Source organism: Ruegeria sp. H9, from assembly GCF_056532915.1.
Genome location: NZ_JBQFNX010000003.1, coordinates 116,110 through 135,838, shown reverse-complemented (window position 1 = coordinate 135,838; position 19,729 = coordinate 116,110). Strand labels below are relative to the sequence as shown.

General features: G+C 57.9%; 25 protein-coding genes. 11 read left to right on the top strand and 14 right to left on the bottom strand.

From position 1 onward, the window contains the following. The first annotated feature begins 23 nt into the window (after positions 1 to 23). Complete coding sequence (locus tag ACR0CZ_RS14840; protein ID WP_170395638.1) at positions 24 to 470, top strand: YtoQ family protein; 447 nt, start codon at positions 24 to 26, stop codon at positions 468 to 470. Positions 471 to 521: 51 nt separating this feature from the next. On the opposite strand, the gene ACR0CZ_RS14835 is transcribed toward ACR0CZ_RS14840, so the two are convergent. Beyond that, on the bottom strand, positions 522 to 1,220 hold the full coding sequence (locus ACR0CZ_RS14835; RefSeq protein WP_170395640.1) for a glutathione S-transferase N-terminal domain-containing protein: 699 nt from the start codon (positions 1,218 to 1,220) through the stop codon (positions 522 to 524). Between the two features lie 223 nt (positions 1,221 to 1,443). Between ACR0CZ_RS14835 and ACR0CZ_RS14830 the strand changes: the two genes are divergently transcribed. After that, a complete protein-coding gene (locus tag ACR0CZ_RS14830) occupies positions 1,444 to 2,250 on the top strand; it encodes a mechanosensitive ion channel family protein (protein WP_480537167.1) in 807 nt (268 codons plus the stop codon). 187 nt (positions 2,251 to 2,437) lie between these two features. Here ACR0CZ_RS14830 and ald read toward each other — a convergent pair whose 3' ends face one another. Next, the gene (gene ald / locus ACR0CZ_RS14825; RefSeq protein ID WP_170395644.1) at positions 2,438 to 3,553 is read right to left on the bottom strand and encodes an alanine dehydrogenase; all 1,116 of its coding nucleotides are present in this window, start codon (positions 3,551 to 3,553) and stop codon (positions 2,438 to 2,440) included. Between the two features lie 135 nt (positions 3,554 to 3,688). On the opposite strand from ald, the gene ACR0CZ_RS14820 reads away from it, so the two are divergent. Together ACR0CZ_RS14820 and ppk2 are read left to right on the top strand one after the other, a co-directional pair. Continuing rightward, on the top strand, positions 3,689 to 4,147 hold the full coding sequence (locus ACR0CZ_RS14820; protein WP_170395646.1) for an Lrp/AsnC family transcriptional regulator: 459 nt from the start codon (positions 3,689 to 3,691) through the stop codon (positions 4,145 to 4,147). A 150-nt stretch (positions 4,148 to 4,297) separates the two neighbouring features. Continuing rightward, entirely contained in the window at positions 4,298 to 5,236 is a 939-nt protein-coding gene (gene ppk2 / locus ACR0CZ_RS14815) for a polyphosphate kinase 2 (protein ID WP_170395648.1), read from the top strand. Positions 5,237 to 5,287: 51 nt separating this feature from the next. Here ppk2 and ACR0CZ_RS14810 read toward each other — a convergent pair whose 3' ends face one another. After that, positions 5,288 to 6,484, bottom strand: a complete 1,197-nt coding sequence (locus ACR0CZ_RS14810; protein WP_170465884.1) for a CAP domain-containing protein — start codon at positions 6,482 to 6,484, stop codon at positions 5,288 to 5,290. Positions 6,485 to 6,780: 296 nt separating this feature from the next. Further along, a complete protein-coding gene (gene rpsU / locus ACR0CZ_RS14805; protein ID WP_005614280.1) occupies positions 6,781 to 6,987 on the bottom strand; it encodes a 30S ribosomal protein S21 in 207 nt (68 codons plus the stop codon). Positions 6,988 to 7,098: 111 nt separating this feature from the next. On the opposite strand from rpsU, the gene ACR0CZ_RS14800 reads away from it, so the two are divergent. Together ACR0CZ_RS14800 and ACR0CZ_RS14795 are read left to right on the top strand one after the other, a co-directional pair. Continuing rightward, positions 7,099 to 7,791 (top strand): COQ9 family protein, encoded by a 693-nt coding sequence (locus tag ACR0CZ_RS14800; RefSeq protein WP_170395652.1) that lies wholly within the window; start codon positions 7,099 to 7,101, stop codon positions 7,789 to 7,791. Positions 7,792 to 7,863: 72 nt separating this feature from the next. After that, positions 7,864 to 8,850, top strand: coding sequence for an NAD(P)H-quinone oxidoreductase (locus ACR0CZ_RS14795; RefSeq protein ID WP_170395654.1), 987 nt, complete (start codon positions 7,864 to 7,866; stop codon positions 8,848 to 8,850). A 15-nt stretch (positions 8,851 to 8,865) separates the two neighbouring features. Here the strand turns inward: ACR0CZ_RS14795 and ACR0CZ_RS14790 are convergent, their stop codons facing one another. After that, positions 8,866 to 9,723, bottom strand: a complete 858-nt coding sequence (locus ACR0CZ_RS14790; protein ID WP_170395655.1) for a DUF2189 domain-containing protein — start codon at positions 9,721 to 9,723, stop codon at positions 8,866 to 8,868. Positions 9,724 to 9,937: 214 nt separating this feature from the next. Here ACR0CZ_RS14790 and ACR0CZ_RS14785 point away from each other — a divergent pair, with 214 nt between their 5' ends. Beyond that, positions 9,938 to 10,921 carry a quinone oxidoreductase family protein gene (locus tag ACR0CZ_RS14785; protein ID WP_170395657.1) on the top strand — a complete coding sequence of 328 codons (984 nt, stop codon included), beginning with the start codon at positions 9,938 to 9,940 and terminating at the stop codon, positions 10,919 to 10,921. Positions 10,922 to 10,962: 41 nt separating this feature from the next. Here ACR0CZ_RS14785 and ACR0CZ_RS14780 read toward each other — a convergent pair whose 3' ends face one another. From ACR0CZ_RS14780 to ACR0CZ_RS14740, 9 genes are all read right to left on the bottom strand, one after another. After that, positions 10,963 to 11,496, bottom strand: a complete 534-nt coding sequence (locus tag ACR0CZ_RS14780; RefSeq protein ID WP_170395659.1) for a porin family protein — start codon at positions 11,494 to 11,496, stop codon at positions 10,963 to 10,965. A 261-nt stretch (positions 11,497 to 11,757) separates the two neighbouring features. After that, positions 11,758 to 12,231, bottom strand: coding sequence for a YHS domain-containing (seleno)protein (locus tag ACR0CZ_RS14775; RefSeq protein WP_170395661.1), 474 nt, complete (start codon positions 12,229 to 12,231; stop codon positions 11,758 to 11,760). Between the two features lie 172 nt (positions 12,232 to 12,403). Next, the gene (locus ACR0CZ_RS14770; protein WP_170395663.1) at positions 12,404 to 12,679 is read right to left on the bottom strand and encodes a hypothetical protein; all 276 of its coding nucleotides are present in this window, start codon (positions 12,677 to 12,679) and stop codon (positions 12,404 to 12,406) included. Then, entirely contained in the window at positions 12,676 to 13,281 is a 606-nt protein-coding gene (gene plsY, locus ACR0CZ_RS14765) for a glycerol-3-phosphate 1-O-acyltransferase PlsY (RefSeq protein WP_170395665.1), read from the bottom strand. The genes ACR0CZ_RS14770 and plsY overlap by 4 nt, the downstream gene beginning before the upstream one ends. Further along, positions 13,281 to 14,561 (bottom strand): dihydroorotase, encoded by a 1,281-nt coding sequence (gene pyrC / locus ACR0CZ_RS14760; protein WP_170395667.1) that lies wholly within the window; start codon positions 14,559 to 14,561, stop codon positions 13,281 to 13,283. Before pyrC ends, plsY begins: the two co-directional genes overlap by 1 nt. After that, positions 14,558 to 14,944 (bottom strand): hypothetical protein, encoded by a 387-nt coding sequence (locus ACR0CZ_RS14755; RefSeq protein ID WP_170395669.1) that lies wholly within the window; start codon positions 14,942 to 14,944, stop codon positions 14,558 to 14,560. Before ACR0CZ_RS14755 ends, pyrC begins: the two co-directional genes overlap by 4 nt. Next, on the bottom strand, positions 14,929 to 15,447 hold the full coding sequence (locus tag ACR0CZ_RS14750) for a hypothetical protein (RefSeq protein WP_170395671.1): 519 nt from the start codon (positions 15,445 to 15,447) through the stop codon (positions 14,929 to 14,931). Before ACR0CZ_RS14750 ends, ACR0CZ_RS14755 begins: the two co-directional genes overlap by 16 nt. Then, positions 15,444 to 16,379 (bottom strand): aspartate carbamoyltransferase catalytic subunit, encoded by a 936-nt coding sequence (locus ACR0CZ_RS14745; protein WP_170395673.1) that lies wholly within the window; start codon positions 16,377 to 16,379, stop codon positions 15,444 to 15,446. Before ACR0CZ_RS14745 ends, ACR0CZ_RS14750 begins: the two co-directional genes overlap by 4 nt. Positions 16,380 to 16,704: 325 nt before the next feature. Beyond that, entirely contained in the window at positions 16,705 to 16,977 is a 273-nt protein-coding gene (locus ACR0CZ_RS14740) for a hypothetical protein (protein ID WP_170395675.1), read from the bottom strand. A gap of 160 nt (positions 16,978 to 17,137) precedes the next feature. Between ACR0CZ_RS14740 and ACR0CZ_RS14735 the strand changes: the two genes are divergently transcribed. The 4 genes from ACR0CZ_RS14735 to moaB are packed head-to-tail and all read left to right on the top strand — an operon-like array spanning position 17,138 to position 19,664. Next, complete coding sequence (locus ACR0CZ_RS14735; RefSeq protein ID WP_170395677.1) at positions 17,138 to 17,902, top strand: uracil-DNA glycosylase; 765 nt, start codon at positions 17,138 to 17,140, stop codon at positions 17,900 to 17,902. Continuing rightward, a complete protein-coding gene (locus tag ACR0CZ_RS14730) occupies positions 17,899 to 18,498 on the top strand; it encodes a metallophosphoesterase family protein (RefSeq protein ID WP_170395679.1) in 600 nt (199 codons plus the stop codon). The genes ACR0CZ_RS14735 and ACR0CZ_RS14730 overlap by 4 nt, the downstream gene beginning before the upstream one ends. Next, positions 18,495 to 19,115, top strand: coding sequence for a LysE family translocator (locus ACR0CZ_RS14725; protein WP_170395681.1), 621 nt, complete (start codon positions 18,495 to 18,497; stop codon positions 19,113 to 19,115). Before ACR0CZ_RS14730 ends, ACR0CZ_RS14725 begins: the two co-directional genes overlap by 4 nt. A 6-nt stretch (positions 19,116 to 19,121) precedes the next feature. Next, complete coding sequence (moaB, locus tag ACR0CZ_RS14720) at positions 19,122 to 19,664, top strand: molybdenum cofactor biosynthesis protein B (protein WP_170395683.1); 543 nt, start codon at positions 19,122 to 19,124, stop codon at positions 19,662 to 19,664. Positions 19,665 to 19,729 lie beyond the last annotated feature (65 nt).

Genomic DNA, 19,729 nt, shown 5'->3' with positions numbered 1-19,729 from the left:
CTTTTTCACGGGAGGAGAGAAAAATGCTGAAGGTCTATTTGTCCGGAGAGATTCACACGGATTGGCGCGAGCAGATCATTGCGGGCGCCGATGGGTTGGATGTTGAGTTCAGTAGCCCGGTCACCGATCACGGTGCTTCGGACGATTGCGGTGTCACGATCTTGGGGTCCGAGCCGCACAAGTACTGGCACGATCACAAGGGTGCTATGGTCAACGCGATCCGGACCCGCAAGGGCATATCAGACGCGGATGTTGTGGTTGTACGCTTTGGGGACAAATACAAGCAGTGGAACGCGGCATTTGACGCGGGCTATGCGGCAGCACTGGGCAAGTCGATCATTGTTCTGCACGGGGCTGATCATCAGCACGCGCTGAAAGAAATAGATGCAGCAGCCCTCGCCGTCGCTGAAGAACCCGCGCAAGTTGTTGAGATCTTGCGCTACGTTCTAACAGGCGCGCTGCCTGGGTAACCCGATGACCCGTGGCGGCGGATTTGGATTCCGCCGCACAGGCCTTGTGTATCAATCCCGTGAGGGGATGTTCAGCCCTCTTTGCACCGCGGGTCGATCCAGGAACCTGTCCAGATAGCGCGTAACGTTGCCATAGCTTTCCCAGCCTATGACATCCTTGACGCCGTAATAATCTAAACCGCGCAGCCAGGGCGCGATTGCGATATCCGCGATCGAGAATTCTCCTGCGATCCAATCTTGGCGGTCCAGTTGCCGGTCGAGAACGTTCAGCAGGCGTTTGGCTTCGGACACGTAGCGTTCGCGCGGGCGGGGGTCTTCGATTTCAGCCCCTGCGAATTTGTGGAAATACCCAAGCTGGCCAAACATTGGTCCGATACCGCCCATCTGGAACATAACCCATTGGGTGACCCGGTGCTTGTCGCCTTTGTTCTGGCCCAGCAGCTTACCGCTCTTTTCAGCGAGGTACAGAAGGATTGCACCGCTTTCGAACAAAGCCAACGGAGCATCGTCGGGCCCGTTGGGATCAATGATCGCCGGGATCTTGTTGTTCGGGTTCAGCGAAAGAAACTCCGGGCTTTTGACATCTGCATCGGCCAGTGTGACACGATGTGCCTCATAAGGCAGGCCGGTTTCTTCCAGCATGATCGACGCCTTTACCCCGTTGGGTGTGGGGAAGGAATAAAGCTGAATCCGCTCGGGGAACTGTGGGGACCATTTATTCATGATCGGGAATTGGATTGTGTCCAGCATGATGGGCTCCTTTTATCGCGCCTGTCTCGGTCAATCTGGTAATTTGTGGCGCTTTTGTAAGGTCCAATTCTGTGCGTGATCGGTCAGTCGATGTTTGCTGGGGAACAGCAGGGGGGAAAACTCGGAAATCCCGCACCTAGACCTGCGCGCAAAATTAGCCCAGACTTTTCAGCGATCCCGCGCCAAAAGGCGCGGGTTTGCTGTTGGCGCAAAGGAGAAGCGTGTGGAAGATGTCGTAACACAGGTGGGCGCATTTGGTCCGCTGATCATGAGCGCGATCAAAGCGTTGATCGTTCTGGTATTGGGTTGGATCGTTGCCGGAGCCATTAGCGGTCTGGTGCGGCGGCGGATCAACGCCACGCCACATATCGACCCGACTTTGGGGAATTTCGTTGCGAGCCTCGTGAAATGGGTGCTGCTGGCGATTGTCTTTGTCGCCGTTCTGGGCATTTTCGGAATCGAGGCGACCAGCATTGTGGCCATTCTGGGTGCCGCATCCCTGGCCATCGGTTTGGCGCTGCAGGGAACACTCAGCGATCTGGCCGCGGGCGTGATGCTGGTGGTGTTCCGGCCCTATAAGCTGGGCCAATATGTCGATATTGGTGGCACAGCGGGTACTGTGAAAGACCTGAACCTGTTCACGACCGAGCTGGTGACGCCGGACAACGTGCAGATCATCGTGCCAAACGGTCAGGCTTGGGGTTCGGTGATCACCAACTATTCCGCCCATGAAACCCGCCGGGTCGATCTGGTGTTTGGCATCGACTACGGCGATAGCGCGGATGAGGCTATGAACATCATCCTGGATGTGGCCATAGCTGACGATCGTATCATGGCTGATCCTGAGCCCTGGGTGCGCGTGACAAACCTTGGGGATAGTTCGGTTGATCTGACCGCGCGCCTGTGGTGCGCAGCGGCTGACTATTGGGATGTGAAGTTCGAACTTACCAAAGCGATCAAAGAAGCGTTTGACGCCAAAGGCGTATCCATCCCGTATCCGCATTCTGTGGAGATTCACAAAGAGGCGTAAGCCTCCCGCCCGTCGATCGGGCATTGAAATGCCATCCTCTGGTTGGGCCGGGCACCGCGCTAAGGCGCGGTGCTTTTTTGCGCGAACCTTGGTCCAGAAAAAACAGCGCCGCGCTATTGGCGCGGCACTGGGCCCAAGTCTGTAAAGCGTCCTTTGGAAAAGGACGCTTTCAGAGGCGGGAGCGCTCTTAGTTCAACAGAGTTGTTGGATCGACAGAGTTGATGTTAAGGGCGGTGCCCACCGCTTCGTAAGTCAGCTTGCCGGCGTGGACGTTCAAACCTGCCAGCAGGTGTGCGTCGTCCTTACAGGCCTGCTTCCAGCCCTTGCTTGCCAGCGAAAGCATGAACGGCATGGTTGCGTTGCCCAGTGCGATGGTCGAAGTCCGGGCAACCGCACCGGGCATGTTGGCGACGCAGTAGTGCATGATGCCGTCAACTTCGTAAACCGGATCGGCGTGGGTGGTGGCTTTCGAGGTTTCAAAACAGCCGCCCTGATCGATCGCAACGTCTACCAGAGCCGCGCCGGGCTTCATGGTCGACAGCTGTTCGCGCGAGATCAGTTTGGGAGCAGCTGCGCCCGGGATCAGAACCGCACCGATGACCAGGTCGGCATCCTGGATCAGCTCGGCTGTCGCACCAGCGGTTGAATACTGGTTCTTGAAGGTTCCGCCGAACACATCGTCCAGATAGCGGAGACGCGGCAGCGAACGGTCCAGTACGGTCACATCCGCACCCATGCCTGCGGCAATCTTCGCTGCGTGGGTGCCTACGACGCCTCCGCCGATGACGATCACTTTGGCAGGGCCTACACCCGGAACACCACCCATCAGAACGCCGCGGCCTCCGTTGGCCTTTTGCAGAGTCCAGGATCCAACTTGTGGAGCCAAGCGACCGGCAACCTCGGACATCGGCGCCAGCAGCGGCAGGCCGCCATTGGAGTCAGTCACGGTCTCATAGGCAATCGCGGTGCAGCCGGATTCCAGCAGATCGTGGGTCTGGTCTGGATCGGGTGCCAGGTGCAGATAGGTGAACAGCAACTGACCTTCGCGCAGCATTTTGCGCTCGACCGCCTGAGGCTCCTTGACCTTGACGATCATATCAGCCGTGGCGAACACTTCTTCTGCAGTGTCGACGATGCGGGCACCTGCCGCTACATAAGCATCGTTATCAAAGCCCGAGCCCATCCCGGCACCGGTTTCGATAATGACTTCGTGACCGCGGGCCACAGCTTCGCCAGCAGCGTTCGGGGTCATCCCGACGCGGAATTCCTGAGGTTTGATTTCCTTGGGGCAGCCGATTTTCATGTGAGACTCCATTCATAAACTGCCTAAATTATGGGCATAAATTGGCGCAATTTTTGTGAAACCCCACTTGCTAAACACACAATCTGCGGGAAAATATTCGAGGTATAGGCAACTTGACGCAATGGATGTGCGCAAATGACGATTGACGCAACAGATCGGAAGATTCTGGCAGCCCTGCAGCGCAAAGGGCGGATGTCAAATTCGGAATTGTCCGAACAGGCGAATCTATCCCCTTCGGCCTGCCACCGGCGCGTGCAGCGACTTGAGGCTGAGGGTTATATCAAGGACTACGTCGCCCTGTTGGATGCACGGAAGTTGAACGTTCCAACCACTGTGTTTGTCGAGATCACGTTGCAGGGTCAGGCGGAAGAAGTGCTGGAGGCGTTTGAAAAAGCCGTAGCACGGATTCCGGATGTGCTGGAATGCCATTTGATGGCGGGCACGGCGGACTACATTCTAAAGGTCGTCGCAGAAAATACCGAGGATTTTGCTCGCATTCATCGGCAATACCTGTCGCGCTTGCCTGGGGTGGCGCAGATGCAAAGCTCATTTGCTTTGCGCACGGTGTTCAAAACCACGGCCTTGCCTGTCTGAAACCAACTATTGGGGTTAGCCTTGCGTCAATTCTGCCGCTTGTATCTGTCGTGCGGTCGGGCCAAAATCCATGTTTCCGACCTTATGTACGACCTCGGCACTTTGCGCTGACACTCCGTGGTTACACTGGCCGTGTACGGTCCGAACCCGATGAACGATAAGGAGCAGACCTTGGCTTACGAAAACAACAGCACGCCGAAAGATTGGCTGGAAGCTGAACTGGAAGACACGCTGGACGAAGATTTCGAGATCGAATTCAGCGAACCCATGCTTTCGATGGAAGTGCGCAAGATTTACAAGGACCAGCATCCTGACATGCTGGATCGCAAGGTCTATTTTCGCAACCTTTTGCGGCTGCAGGCTGAACTTATCAAAGTTCAGGATTGGGTGGTCCATACAGGGGCCAAGGTCTGTATTCTATTTGAAGGGCGCGACAGCGCCGGGAAAGGGGGCGTGATCAAGCGGATCACGCAGCGTTTGAACCCTCGTGTAGCGCGTGTGGTCGCCTTGCCTGCACCCAGCCGACGCGAACAAAGCCAGTGGTATTTTCAGCGCTACGTGCCCCATTTGCCTGCGGCCGGTGAGATCGTGTTCTTCGATCGGTCCTGGTACAACCGCGCTGGTGTTGAACGCGTGATGGGATTTGCCAACGAGGATCAGGTCGAACAGTTCTTTCAGGACGTTCCCGAATTCGAACGGATGCTGGTGCGGTCGGGGATTATCCTGCTGAAATACTGGTTCTCGATTACAGACGAAGAACAGCAATTGCGATTCCTGATGCGTATTCACGATCCGATGAAGCAGTGGAAACTGTCACCGATGGATCTGGAATCCCGCATCCGGTGGGAGGCATACACCAAGGCCAAAGAGGATATGTTCTTTCGCACCAACATATCTGAGGCGCCTTGGTATATCGTTGAAGGCAACGACAAGAAACGCGAACGGCTCAATTGTATCGAGCACCTGCTGACCAAGATCCCCTATGAGGATGTGCCGCAGGAAAAGGTCAATCTGCCGGATCGGCGCTATAACCCCGAATACGAACGGCGCATTTTGCCGGATGAGCTACACGTGCCTAAGATATATTGATTTGGCAGGAAAGTGGTGCGGGAAAAGGATCCCCGCACCTGAACGGTTTGATTAACCCCAATCAAATCCGCAGTTCGTTTCGAAAACAAACACGCCGCACATGTCGTCATTCATGTCTTCGACTGTGGCTTCAACGGTTTCGATCATGTCGTCAGCGAAGTCGGTGTCGAACACCAGATCGAAATCATCCATCTCCGGGGTCGTGTCAGCCTGCTGCACCGGAGACCATTCGAACTGGTCAAATTGGGCTTGCAGCGCATTAACAAACGCTTCGATCCCGGCAAGGAAGGCCTGAACGTCAAAGCAGTCCGCGCCCGGTGCACCATTGTCAACGACAACTTCAGGTGTTTCTGGCTCGGGTTCTTCGACCTCGGTGACGTCGGTCTCCGGAGTTTCGGGTTCCTCGACCTCGACGACTTCAGTATCCGGCACATCGGGTTCCGGCTCTTCAGTTTCGGTCACGTCTGTTTCCGGAGTCTCCTCAACCGGGTCCTCGGTCTCGGTAACGTCAGTTTCTGGCGTTTCGTCTGCCGGTTGCTCGGTTTCCGTCACATCGGTGTCGGGTGTTTCGTCCGATGGTTCTTCGGTTTCGGTGACGTCTTCCTCCGGGGTCTCCTCTGCCGGTTCTTCGGCATCGGGAACTTCCGCTACCGGTGTTTCGTCAACTGGTTCCTCAGTCTCGGTCACATCGGTTTCCGGCACTTCTGGTTCGGTCGGGGTGGTAACCTCTTCCTCCTCTGGCTCAACAACTTCTTCAACCGGAGGCGTCACCGGCGGGGTGGTGCCGCCGTTATCAAGATCGACATCGCCCTGAGTCGCCGCAAAGTTCTGCGTCACCATGACAGCGTCGTACCCCTGCATGTCGCCTTCTTCGATCCCGATGCCGATATATTTGAAATCGGGGTTCAGAATGTTGGCGCGGTGACCGGGGCTATTCATCAGGTTCTGGTGCAACTGGGCGACATCATCGCTGATACCGGGTGCGCCACGCTCGGATTGCCAGGCGATGTTTTCTCCGGTGCGCCAGCTCCCGGAAAGGTCGAACCCTGCGGCTTGCATCCGTTGGGTCGCGGATGAACCACCCTGACCGGTGTGGCTGAACCGGTCGGTGTCCAGCATCCAGCTGCTGTGGTCCTCGGAAGATTCGTTCAGGTTGCGTTCAAGTTCCAGGGGATCAAGACCGCGGGATGTGCGCTCTTGGTTGATCAGCGCGAGCATTTCGCGCTCGACCGTACTTGCTGTCGACATCAGTGCCTCCGTTTTTGGTTATGTCTGAGTGGACGGCCTCACTTACAGACGATCAAAGAACGCTGAATAGGGCGGGTACGGCGATGGGCGTTTTTCGGCGGCAGAATGCAACCGAACGGCGATTCGCTGCGCTGTAAAATGCCGACTGCGGCGATTGCATCAAAATCGGCAGGTTGCCGCGAGGGTAAAGCCGGGAATTGGCGGGATCATCCGCCCTAAAAACGACAAACCCCCGGGCACGGCCTCGGGGGTCGTCAAATAGTGTCATCCAAAGCTGGACGAGTCGCAGGAAGCTCTTAGAGCAAACCTTCGCGCTGTGCTTTCTTACGTGCCAGTTTACGGGCACGGCGGATCGCTTCAGCTTTCTCGCGCGCTTTTTTCTCGGACGGTTTCTCGAAATGTTGCTTCAGCTTCATTTCACGGAACACGCCTTCGCGCTGCAGCTTTTTCTTCAGGGCACGAAGCGCCTGATCGACGTTATTGTCGCGAACACTAACCTGCATGTGGTTGTCACCACCTTTCTAGATAGAGTTGCAAGGATTTGCAGGAAGTGGCCGTATAGCAAAGCACGCCTAACTTGTCTAGTACTGGACCCGCAGCCTCGGAGACCCGACATGACAGCAACCTATGAAGACACCAAAGAGCAGCTTCTCGATGCGATTCTGAACCATGTGCCGTTCGACGGCTGGTCGGAAACCAGCTTTCGTGCGGCCATCAGCGATTGCGATCTGGAGCCCGCGCTGGCCCGAGCGATCTGTCCGCGTGGTGCCGTCGATCTGGCACTGGCCTTTCATGCGCGCGGGGATGCCGCGATGTTGGAGCGGTTGAAATCCGAAGAGCTGAGCGGGTTGAAATTCCGTGAAAAGATCGCCGCTGCCGTCCGTTTCCGCCTGCAGGCGGTCGAAGACAAAGAAGCAGTGCGCCGAGGTATGACTTTGTTTGCGTTGCCGATCCAGGCCGCGGATGGGGCCAAGGCGGTCTGGGGCACCTGTGACCAGATCTGGATAGCGCTTGGCGATACTTCGGACGACGTGAACTGGTACACCAAACGTGCCACTCTGTCGGGCGTCTATTCTTCGACACTGTTGTATTGGCTGGGTGATGACAGCCCGGATTATCAGGCGACATGGGAATTCCTGGATCGGCGGATCGAGGACGTAATGCAGTTTGAAAAGTTCAAGGCGCAGGTGAATGGCAACCCGCTGCTGAAACCGTTTCTGGCCGTCCCCAACTGGCTTGCGGGTCAGGTGAAGGCTCCGACGAAGTTGCCCGACAACCTGCCCGGTTCGCTGTCATCGGGAAAATAGTCGCAGCGTTTCCACTTGCCGCTGGGCCTCTGCGTTTTCGCCTGCTAGGCATTGGGCAAAGGAGATATGCCCATGACCCAGACAATGCGCGCTGTCGAGATCACTGAAGCTGGTGGCCCGGACGTTCTGCAACTGACGGAACGCCCGATGCCGGAACCAGCAGAGGGTCAGGTGGTTCTGAAAGTCGCGTACGCCGGGGTAAACCGTCCTGATGCGCTGCAGCGGGCAGGGGCGTATGATCCACCTCGCGGTGCAAGCGATTTGCCGGGGCTGGAAGCCTCAGGAGAGGTCGTCGCCATCGGCTCGGGTGTCGAAGGTCTGGTCGTTGGCGATCGGGTTTGCGCCCTGTTGCCCGGCGGCGGTTATGCTGAATATGTCGCAACGCCCGCCGCTCATTGCCTGCCTGTGCCTGCGGGTATGGGTTTGAAAGAAGCTGCCTGCCTGCCCGAAACCTTCTTTACTGTTTGGTCCAATGTCTTCACCCGTGGCGGCTTGAAACCAGGGGAGCGGTTTATGGTCCATGGCGGTTCCAGCGGGATCGGCACGACGGCCATTCAGCTGGCCAATGCGTTTGGCGCCCGCGTCTTTGCAACCGCCGGGTCGGCTGAGAAATGTGAGGCTTGTATCAAGCTAGGTGCCGAAAAGGCCATCAACTATCGCGACGAAGATTTCGTGGCTGCGATGCGCGCCGAGGGCGGGGCGAACCTGATCCTGGACATGGTCGGTGGTGATTATATCCCGCGCAACATCAAGGCTTTGGCGGAAGACGGGCGGCTGGTTCAGATCGCTTTCCTGCAAGGTCCGGTGGTCGAACTGAACTTTGCGCTTATGATGGTGAAACGCCTCACCCTGACTGGCAGCACCTTGCGCCCACAAAGCGATTTGGCCAAGTCGCGCATCGCGCAAGACTTGCGTGAAGCCGTGTGGCCATTGCTTGAGGCCGGGAAGGTCGCACCGGTGATGGATTCAGAATTCGATCTTTCTGATGCCGCCGCTGCACATGCGCGGATGGAAGCATCGGGCCACATTGGCAAGATCGTTCTGAAGGTCTCTGGTTAAGCTGCTGCCATGTAGTCAGGCGACCGCCCGGCGATACAGGTGCCATGTGGCGTGGCCTAGAACGGGCATGACGACGATCAGCCCCAGCAACATCGGGATCGCGCCCAGTACCAACATCGCGGCCACAATGGCCCCCCAGGTCAAGATCACACCCGGGTTCTGACGCAAGACCCGGACCGAGGTTACGACGGCCACGGGAACGCCCACTTTGCGATCCAGCAACAGCGGAAAGCTGACCACGCTTAGCGCCAATGCGACCAGTGCAAACAGGAAACCGGTGACGGTGCCGATGATGATCATGCTCCAGCCTGCTCCGGTGGTAAACACTTCTGTCACGAATGCCATGGCCGAAGCCGGAGGTTCTGGCCCTAGGGTTTGCGCGTAGATGCCTTGCGCGACCATTAGCCAGATCATCAATAGCATGACCAGATAGAAGCCCAATGCCAGTATGGCTCCGAAGGAAGGCGAACGGAATACGCCGAACGCGTCCAGCCAATGAACGTCTCCGCCCTGTTCCCTCTTGCGACTGATCTCATAAAGCCCGACGGCGGCGACCGGCCCGATCAGGGCAAAGCCCATGACAAGCGGGGCCAGCAGGGGCACCATGTCTTTGTTGAGCCCAATACCGAACATCAGCAGACCTGCGATTGGATAGATCAGAACGACAAAGATCGCATCGGCCCGGGTTTCGAGAAAATCGTTATATCCAGCTTTCAGGCATTCGCGCAGATCCTGCAGGGTCAGCGTATGCACCGTCGGCAGAGCCTGAACATCCGCGCTGCCGATCTCGGTCACGGATTCAGTGACATGATCGCTGGTTGCCCGCAGATTTCGGGCGACCCAGGTGATTGGGTTACCGATTGTCTTGTCCATGTTCATCCCCTTTTCTGGCGTGGGTGCGCCGCGGGATGCATCCGGCGTGGCAATTCGCGTGACCGGATCAGCCGGCAACGTCTGCCCAATTACAACGTCTCGTTGCATTATAGCACATATTGCGAAATTTTGCCCGATCACCCTTGCAGAGCCGGAAGGATTGCTCTGCCGCACAGGCGTGTTAGCTTTGTTTCCACAGGCAAGGGAGGCATTCATGCAGCAGACAGCACGCACAGTCGTCATACACGAATCCGGCGGCCCCGAGGTTCTTCGGATTGAGGATCGCCCGCTTGGCGATCCCGGCCCGGGTGAGGTGCGCATTCGCCATCATGCCTGCGGATTGAATTTCATCGATGTGTACCAGCGTACCGGCCTTTATCCGCTGGAATTGCCTCATGCGTTGGGAATGGAAGCGGCCGGAGTCGTTGAGGCGGTAGGCGAAGGCGTTACGCATCTTGCCCCCGGCCAACGCGCGGCCTATGCCGCAGGCCCATCGGGAGCATATTCCGAAGCGCGCGTGATGCCTGCAGCACAGGTTTGTCCGCTGCCCGAGAGTATCTCGTTCCGCACCGCAGCGGCCATGATGCTAAAGGGCATGACGGTTGAATACCTGTTTCACCGCACAACGCCGCTGCGGCGCGGAGATACCGTGTTGTTCCACGCGGCAGCCGGAGGTGTGGGACTGATCGCCTGCCAATGGGCGAAATCCGAAGGCATCAAACTGATCGGGACAGCGGGAACGGATGAGAAATGCAGCCTGGCGCAATTCAATGGCGCGTCACATTGCATCAACTACCGGACCGAGAATTTTGTCGAGCGTGTGGCCGAGATCACCGGAGGCAAAGGGGTTGATGTGGTGATGGACTCCATCGGTGCGGACACGTTTGAGGGATCGCTGGATTGCCTGAAACCCTTGGGCATGATGATTTCATTCGGAAACGCTTCGGGGCCAGTGCCGCCTGTCGATCTGGGAACGCTTGCGCAGCGGGGATCTCTGAAGGTGACGCGGCCAACCTTGTTCACGCATATCTCGGATCACGCCACCTGTCAGGCGATGGCGCGACGCTTGTTTGGCAAAGTAGACGGGCGCGAGGTCAAGATCCATGTCGATCAGGAGTTTCCGTTGGATCAAGTTGCTGATGCGCATCGTGCTTTGGAATCACGACAAACCACCGGCAGCACAGTCTTGGTGCCGTAGCGGCACGGGCCCGGCGCAAATAGCCGGGCCCTACCTTCTCATCAAAACCGATATGCGACGCGCAGTTGAACTGTAGTTGCGTCAACATCGACGCCCGATGAGTTGAAGTCGTCGAACTCATGATACAGAATCTCGCCTCCAACGCTGATATTGGGGGCTACGATCTGCTCATAGCCTGCGCCGATGAACCAGCCATCGTCACTGCCCAGATTATCGGTATCCGCATCGGCATAACCGGCGGTGCCATAAAGCAGGCCCTGCGGGTTCACCTTGTAGCCCGCGCGCGCTTTGAGTCGCCAGACATTCTCGACCGTGGCGGCGCCGGAAAGGTCTACGTCGCTCCAGTCATAGTCGAAGCCACCTCCGACGACCCAATCGCCCAGATCGTAATCATATCCAAGGATGATACCGCCGATCGCACCATCGCCGTCGACGCCTGATACGTTTGTGTCGATGTCCGCATAACCAAACTGTGCACCGCCGTAGAATCCAGTCCAGTTGCCTGAGGATTGCGCCATGGCGGATCCCGCAGCCAATACGGCGACCGAGGTGATCAGTGCCAATCTTCCTGTCATCGTCTCATTCCTTTCGCTCGAAACCTGCTGCCAATTAAATCTAATGGCAGCGTTATGATTGAATCTACGTTCCGGCCCTTAGGCCGGATCAGTGATGTTTTGACTGTCCCGAACAACTTTATTCTGGCCGGTGCCCCGGCGTGGGCCCACTCAGGTTGGGCTCTTTTCTCACATGCTAGATAGGGTGAAACATGATGCCTTCAAACGAAGATCGGCGGCAGATACGATCTGCCGCCGATGCACAAAGGTCTTGTCAGCGAATTATTGCTGTAGTTCAGCCGGGTCTTTGTCGGCGATGTCTTCCCAGTTCGCGCTGGCTTTCTCAACAAAGCCCGGAATGTCGCCTTCCCAACGCTCCTGAATGTCTTGTGACAGGTTCAGATACAGCTTGTTGTCGACGATTTTCCAGTAGTTCGGGTCACCATCGAACTTGAAGCCCATTGCGGTGCCAAATGCGCAATAGCCGCCGTAAGCAGGCAGATAGGCCTCTGGGTTCGCCTCAAAAGCGGCTTTGTTCTCTTCCGATGCAAAACGGTACAGGGCGTCGTTGTGCAGCGTGGTGATTTTGTAATCACCCTTGGTTGCTTCGCCAACGGTGAAATAGGCAACCGGGTCATAGCCCTGCATTGCCAATCCGGTCGAGCTTGCGTTGATTTCGACGCCAGCCGCCATTGCTGAGCTTGCGATCGCAACAGACAGCGCGACTCCGCTGATGATGGATTTGAACGTGTTCATGACTTCACCTTTCGTGAATAGGCTCGCTGAAGAGCACTGTAATTTTGCCCGGGCGAACCGGATTTGATTGTCGCGACGCCTGTAATTGGCCGTCACAAAATCCCAGTTGGGGAATGGCCCGATCACGTTCAAAGCAATCAATTGTGATTGTGCAATCACAAAGACCGGTTGTTCATTCCTGCACGTCAGGCACCAGCGCCAGGACAAAATCGACCACCTTTTCCGCAGGCATTTCGCAGGGGCGAAGCAATGCGCCGCTTTTCTGTGTGAGATAAAGGTTCAGGCTGATGTAATCCGGTCCGCCCAATTGATGAGCCACCAGTTTGTGAGATTTCCCGCAGGCCATGATCTGATGCGATACCAAATATCGATGCGGCCCAACGGAACCGGTGAACGTGCCGACCGGCAGATCATGGAACGCTTTCAGAAACGCGCTGGGCGCTGTCACGATTTCCCGATTTTCGGTTCTGTCCCCGCCTTGATCCGCGCTAGGTTGGCGCTGTGCCGCCAGTAGAGCAGCAAGGTCAGAGCAATTCCAAGAACGAAGGTACTGCCATCTGTCAGCACCATGATCCAGGTGGTGGATAGGGCGGCGGCGGCCAGCGCACCAACGGATGAAATACGCCAGATCAGCGCCGCGACCAGCCATGTCAAGCAGCAGGCGACACCCACGCGCCAGTCAAGTGCCAGCCAAAGGCCCAGAAAAGTCGCAACGCCTTTGCCGCCTTTGAAGCCCAGCCAGACCGGAAAGCAATGCCCGAGGAACGCGGCCAACGCGGCGATCTGCGCGGCATCTTCACCAGCCAAAGCGCGTGCCAGCAGAACAGCAACGGCACCCTTGGCTGCATCAAACAGCAATGTCAGCGCTGCCGCTGCCTTATTGCCGGTTCGCAGGACGTTGGTTGCGCCGATATTGCCCGACCCGATTTGCCTCAGATTTCCCAGACCCATCACGCGCGCGACGATCATGCCAAAGGGTATGGAGCCTAGCAGGTATCCCAACGCGGCCCACAGGATGAGCTGAGTCATTGTGCTGTCGATCAGGGGCATCAGGCTCTCCGGTACACTTCTTGTCCAGCGACAAAGGTTGCGGTGACCTTACCCTGCATCCGCTGACCGTCAAACGGTGTGTTCTGCGATTTCGATTTCAGCGTAAATCGGTCCAGAACAAAGGGAACATCCGGGTCGAACTGCACCAGATCGGCAGGCGCGCCTAGGGCCAGGCGACCGCTCTCCAACCCCAGCCGTTTGGCCGGATTGAGGGCCATGGCGCGGAACAGGGTCGGCAAGTCCAGCTGTTCGGAATGATATAGCCGAAGCGCAGCAGGCAGCAGTGTTTCCAGCGCCACCGCGCCCGAGGCCGCCTCTTCAAACGGCAGACGCTTGCTTTCCTCATCCTGCGGCGTGTGCATGGAACTGATCGTGTCTATCAGACCGGTTCGCACTGCTTCGATCACGGCTTGCCGGTCATCTTCGGATCGCAGCGGGGGCTTGATCTTGAAGAAGGTGCGATAATCAGACACGTCCAATTCGTTCAACGTCAGATGGTGGATTGACGTGCCTGCTGTGATGTCCAGCCCGTTGCGCTTGGCGCGCTCCAGTGCAGGCAGGGCGCGGGCGGTGGTGATCTGATCGGCGTGATAGGCGGCCCCGGTCATTTCAAGCAGGGCGATGTCGCGGTCCAACCCCATACGCTCGGCTATAGGCGATACGGCAGGCAAGCCTCGCAGTGCGGCGAATTTACCGCTGGTGGCCGCGGCACCGCTGCTCAGGCCCGGCTCTTGCGGGTGGGCAATCACAAGCGCGCCACAGGATTTGGCGTAGGTCAGCGCGCGTGAGAACACCTTGGTATTGGTGATGACATGATCGCAATCGGTGAAGGCCACAGCTCCAGCATCTTGCAGGAACCCGATCTCGGTCATCTCACGCCCTTCGCGTTCTTTGGTCAGGGCGGCCATTGGCAAAACGTTGACCGGAGCGTCCGCTTGCGCGCGGCGGGTGGCGAACTCAAGCGTCTCGGGTGTGTCGACGGCAGGCAGAGTATCGGGACGGGTGACGATGGTTGTCACACCCCCTGCAGCCGCAGCCAGACCTGCGGATTTATAGCTTTCTTTGTGCCGCTCACCGGGCTCACAGACCTTGACGCCAATGTCGACAATGCCGGGGGCGAGGCACTGCCCACCGCAATCGACCACCTGCGTGTCAGCGTCTGGGGCCGTGCCTTCACCAAGCGCTGCGATCCGACCATCGGCAATCTGCAGCCAGCCGATGCTATCTGTGCCAGCTTCGGGGTCGATCAGGCGAGCGTTAGTAAAAATCAGATTGCTCATGCCATGGCCCTTTCGATTGCAGCTTTGGTGGCGGCGGGGTCCGCCTGATATTTGATCAGGTGTTTGTCGCCGCCTTTGGTGACGATCTGGACAAAACTGCCAATGGTATTGACCGCCTGAATTTGGTTCAGCGCCACCTTACGCGGACCAGGACCGGTGAGAGTGGTGCCCATCATTTCCCACTTGGCGACCAGTTCTTCCGAAGCCAAATACCAAGCGCGGATGGTGATGGCGGCCAACCCTGCGGGTGCGCCGGTCCAGACGTAAGGATTGCCGATCAACCATAGCACGACCATTGCGGCCGCCATTGCAAAGGCGGCGAGCCATGCGTTGGTGCGGACATAAGCGCCCTTGTCTGAGGAGAAGGTCACAGGATCAGCCACAAGGCACCTCCGACGGCGATCAGAATCAGCAAGGCAATGACGGCTGAACCGATGCGGCTTGGTTTATTATCCACTGGCGGGCTTTGCGGGGCCGAGAACGGTTTTGCGCTTTCGGTCTCAATCGTGCCGCCGGACCAGTTGGTAGCCTCTTCGGTGAACAGGCCAATCAGATGCAGGCGGGGATCGAGGGAAAGGGTTGCAGATCGACCACCCAGCGCCGCACTGCGCAGGACCATCACCCAGCCTTCAATGGCGTCCAACTTCGCGCGATCCAACTGGTCTTCCGAGACACCACAACCTTCGCTGAGATAGCCATAAAGCCCGAGATCTTCGAGGTCGGATACCGGAAAAATGTCGATCTGTTCTGGATCCAGCCCCTCGACACCCAACACCTGATCAACAGCCCCCGGTTCGCGCAGGAATTTCGCCTCTTCCGGGCGCATGTCCAGCGAGAACAGGCGGATCACGCCGCGCTCATGGGGGGCGATGGCCAGATCGTTCATGCGGCTTCTCGTACGTTGCGCGCTAGCAGGTCCATGGCGGCCATGCGGACGGCGACGCCCATCTCGACCTGCTCTTGAATAACGGATCGGTTGATGTCGTCCGCCAGCGTCCCGTCAATCTCGACCCCGCGGTTCATTGGACCGGGGTGCATCACGATGGCGTCTGGCTTGGCCAGCGCCAGCTTTTCAGCGTTCAGACCGTAGCGGTGATAATACTCGCGTTCCGAGGGGATAAAGCCGCCGTCCATCCGTTCCTTCTGAAGGCGCAGCATCATCACAACGTCGACGTCTTTCAGACCCTCATTTATATCATCATAGATCTCGGCCCCGAATTCCGCGAATTGCGACGGCACCAGCGTCGGCGGGCCGATCAGACGGATGCGGTTTTCCATCTTGCCCAGCAGGATCAGGTTCGAGCGCGCCACGCGCGAATGCGCCACGTCTCCGCAAATCGCGATGTTCAGCCGGTGTAGGCGGCCTTTGGCACGGCGGATGGTCAGCGCGTCCAGCAGGGCTTGCGTCGGGTGTTCGTGCCGCCCGTCTCCCGCGTTCAGAACGGCGCAGTTCACTTTCTGCGCCAGCAGGTCGACCGCGCCAGAATGAGGATGCCGTACCACCAGCAGATCGGGATGCATCGCGTTCAGCGTCATCGCCGTATCGATTAGCGTCTCGCCCTTTTTGATCGAACTGGCCTGCATTGCCATGTTCATCACATCGGCCCCCAACCGCTTGCCCGCCAGTTCAAAACTGGCCTGCGTGCGGGTGGAGTTTTCGAAGAACATGTTGATCTGCGTCAGCCCTGACAGGACGTCCGAATGCTTAGTCGATTGTCGGTTCAGATCGACATAGGTTTCGGCCAGATCAAGGATAGCGGTGATATCGGATTGCGACAGATGCTCGATGCCAAGAAGGTGACGATGGGCGAAACGCATGGGCGGGCTCCTGTCTGACAATCGGACCGCTTATAGGAAGCCATGCAGGCCAAGGCAACCTAAGGTTCCGACCCTTCGGGCAGTTTCTCACATCCGCCTTCGGGCAGGCATTGTTCCCCTGGTTTGCACCACTTGCCATAGCCACAATCAATGGCCTTGATCGGAACACAGCCCTGATAAGCCGAGCATTTAAAGCCGGGTCGGCATTGCGAACCGGTTTCTTCACACAGAAACCAGCCGGGGCGCGAACATCCGCCGCCCGGCAAGCAGGATGAACCGGCTCCGCAACTCCTGCCATCGGCGCAGGTTGTGGATGGAGCGGGGACTAAATCCGGTCTGCTGCGCTCGCATTCACCGCGTCCGTTGCAGAAGCTACCACCGGGGCAATCCAGGCGCGAGGTGCACTTATTCGCCCCAGCAGGGGCGCAACGGGTTCCTCCTGCCACGCAGCGCTCGAACGGGCCGCAGGTGCGCCCACCTCCACAATAGGTGTGTCCCGGCGGGATACAGCGACCATCAAAGCTGCAGCGTTGGCCTGCGGGGCAGCAACCGCGCCCGCATTGCAACTGTCCGGCGCGGCATTGAGTATTCCGATCAAACAGCTGCGCACTCGCCGAACCGCCAAAGGTTGCCAGCAATAGAGCAATCAGAAGGAATCGCAGAAATGACAGCATGACCCTGCCATGGTCGGTGCGACCCTGTGCCATGGCAAGGTCTATTCGCTTTCCCTCGGTCAAAAGCTGGTTAGATTGAGGGTTATGGAATCGGGTTTGGACCATCATACCGCGCGGGCGCTGCTGGAATGGCAGATCGAGCTGGGCGCAACCGAGGCGATCGGCGACGCGCCGGTGGATCGCTATGCGTTGCTGGACAAAGCGGCCAAGGCTAAGAAACCAGCTGCGGTTGAACCTGCGAAAAAACCAGAACCGGTCGATGCCGCAGCTGTTGCAAAACAGGCGGCGAAAACCGCTGGATCGCTCGTCGATTTGCGTGCGGCGATGGAGGCGTTTGATCTTTGCGACCTCAAACGCGGCGCGCGGCAGTTGGTGTTTGCCGATGGCACCCCCGGTGCACGGGTAATGATCATCGGCGAAGCGCCCGGCCGTGATGAGGATCGCGAAGGTAAGCCCTTTGTCGGGCGCGCTGGGCAATTGCTGGACCGGATGCTGGCCGCGATTGATCTGGATCGGCGCGAGAATGTCTACATTACCAACGTGTTGCCGTGGCGGCCCCCGCAGAATCGCGATCCCAAGCCGGAAGAGATTGGCATGATGAAGCCGTTTCTGGAGCGGCATGTGGCGTTGGCCAAGCCCGAGGTGCTGGTGGTGATGGGCAATATTAGCTGTCAGGCCTTGCTGGGCAAACGCGGTATCACGCGGCTGCGCGGGAAATGGGATCAGGCGCTGAACCTGCCGGTCATCCCGATGTTCCACCCGGCCTACCTGCTGCGTCAACCGCAGATGAAGCGACAGGCCTGGGCCGATCTGCTGGACCTGCAAGCACGGCTGAGAGGCGCGGGATGAGAGTTCTGGCGTTTTCCGATCTTCATATGGCGCGCAACCGGGCCGCTGATCTGGTGGTCGCCAGCGCCGAGGCTGATCTTGTCATCGGAGCGGGGGATTTTTGCAATGCGCGGCGGGGCCTGAAAGAAGCGATGCAGATGCTGTCGGGCATTGCAGCGCCGCTGATCCTGGTGCCGGGCAACGCTGAGAGCGCCGAGGAACTGACAGCCGCTGCGCCCGAAGGCGCGCATGTTCTGCACGGGACGGGCATGACATTGGATGGTCTGCGCCTGTTCGGGCTGGGTTACGGTGTGCCGGTGACGCCTTTCGGAGACTGGTCCTGCGATCTTACTGAAGCTGAAGCATCGGAACTGCTGGACCGGTGCGAGGCTGCGGATGTTCTGATCGCGCACTCTCCGCCAAAAGGATATGGGGATGTGACATCGCAAGATGTGTCGGTCGGCTCGACCGCAGTTCGGGACGCGGTTGAACGCATCCAGCCCGATTTTGTCTTTTGCGGTCATATCCACGACAGTTGGGGATACCGCGGCATGCTCGGGCGGTCTCAGATCGCCAATCTGGGCCCAAAACCACATTGGTTCGAGGTAACAACGTGATCGAGACAGTGACATTGATGGCCTTCGTCCCAGCCGCACTGGTGCTGAATTTCACACCCGGCGCTGACATGATGTTCTGTTTCGGGCAAGGGTTACGGTCCGGGTCACGCCCAGCGATGATGGCCAGCCTCGGTGTTTCGACGGGTCTGATGGTGCAAGTTTTGCTGGCGGGGCTTGGACTTGGGGCGTTGGTATCAGCCGTGCCTTGGCTGTTTGACGTTATCCGGTGGATGGGCGTTGCTTATCTGTTGGTTCTTGCATGGGGCGCAATCCGGAAAGGGGCAGTGTCGGACGATGCAGCAATCAAGCCTGCTCATTTCGCGTTTCGCGAGGGGTTGCTGGTGAACCTGACCAATCCCAAGGTCATTCTGTTTGTTTTGGCCTTTATCCCTCAGTTCGTGGACCCAGCAAACGGCCCGGTTCTGCTGCAATTCCTAACCTTTGGTGCAATTATCACCTTGGGCAGCATTCTAGTGAATGGGATGGTCGGTATCTTTGCGGGCGGAGTAGGGCGCATTTTGATCTCAAACCCACGCGCTTCACGTATCATTGGATGGGTCACGGGCGGGATATTCGCGGCTCTTGCCATCCGGCTTGCCATTATGGAAAGGGCTTGACGACATATGTCGCGCATTGACGAAAGCATTGAGTTCATCCCCGTCCGTATTGCGGTTCTGACCGTGTCGGATACACGCTCACTGGACGACGACCGCTCGGGCCAGACGCTTGTCGACCGGATCGAAACGGCTGGACATTCAGTGGCGGACCGCAAGATCATTCAGGACGAACGCACCCAGATTGCCGAGCAATTGCGCAGTTGGATCGCGGATCCTGAAATCGACGTCGTGATCTCGACCGGCGGCACAGGTCTGACGGGTCGCGATGTTACAGTCGAGGCGCACCGGGACGTTTATGAAAAAGAGATCGAAGCGTTTGGCACCGTTTTCACCATCGTGTCTATGGAAAAGATAGGTACTTCTGCCGTGCAGTCCCGCGCCACAGGCGGAGTTGCAGGCGGAACCTATCTGTTTGCGTTGCCGGGCAGCCCGGGTGCCTGCAAAGACGCTTGGGATGCGATTTTGGAGAAGCAGTTCGATTATCGCCACCGGCCCTGTAATTTCGTTGAAATAATGCCCAGATTGGACGAACACCTGCGACGGAAGTAGACTGGTTCTGCGTTTAATGGATCATAACCGCTTTGTGGCTTGGCATTTTTTGCGACCCGGCTACC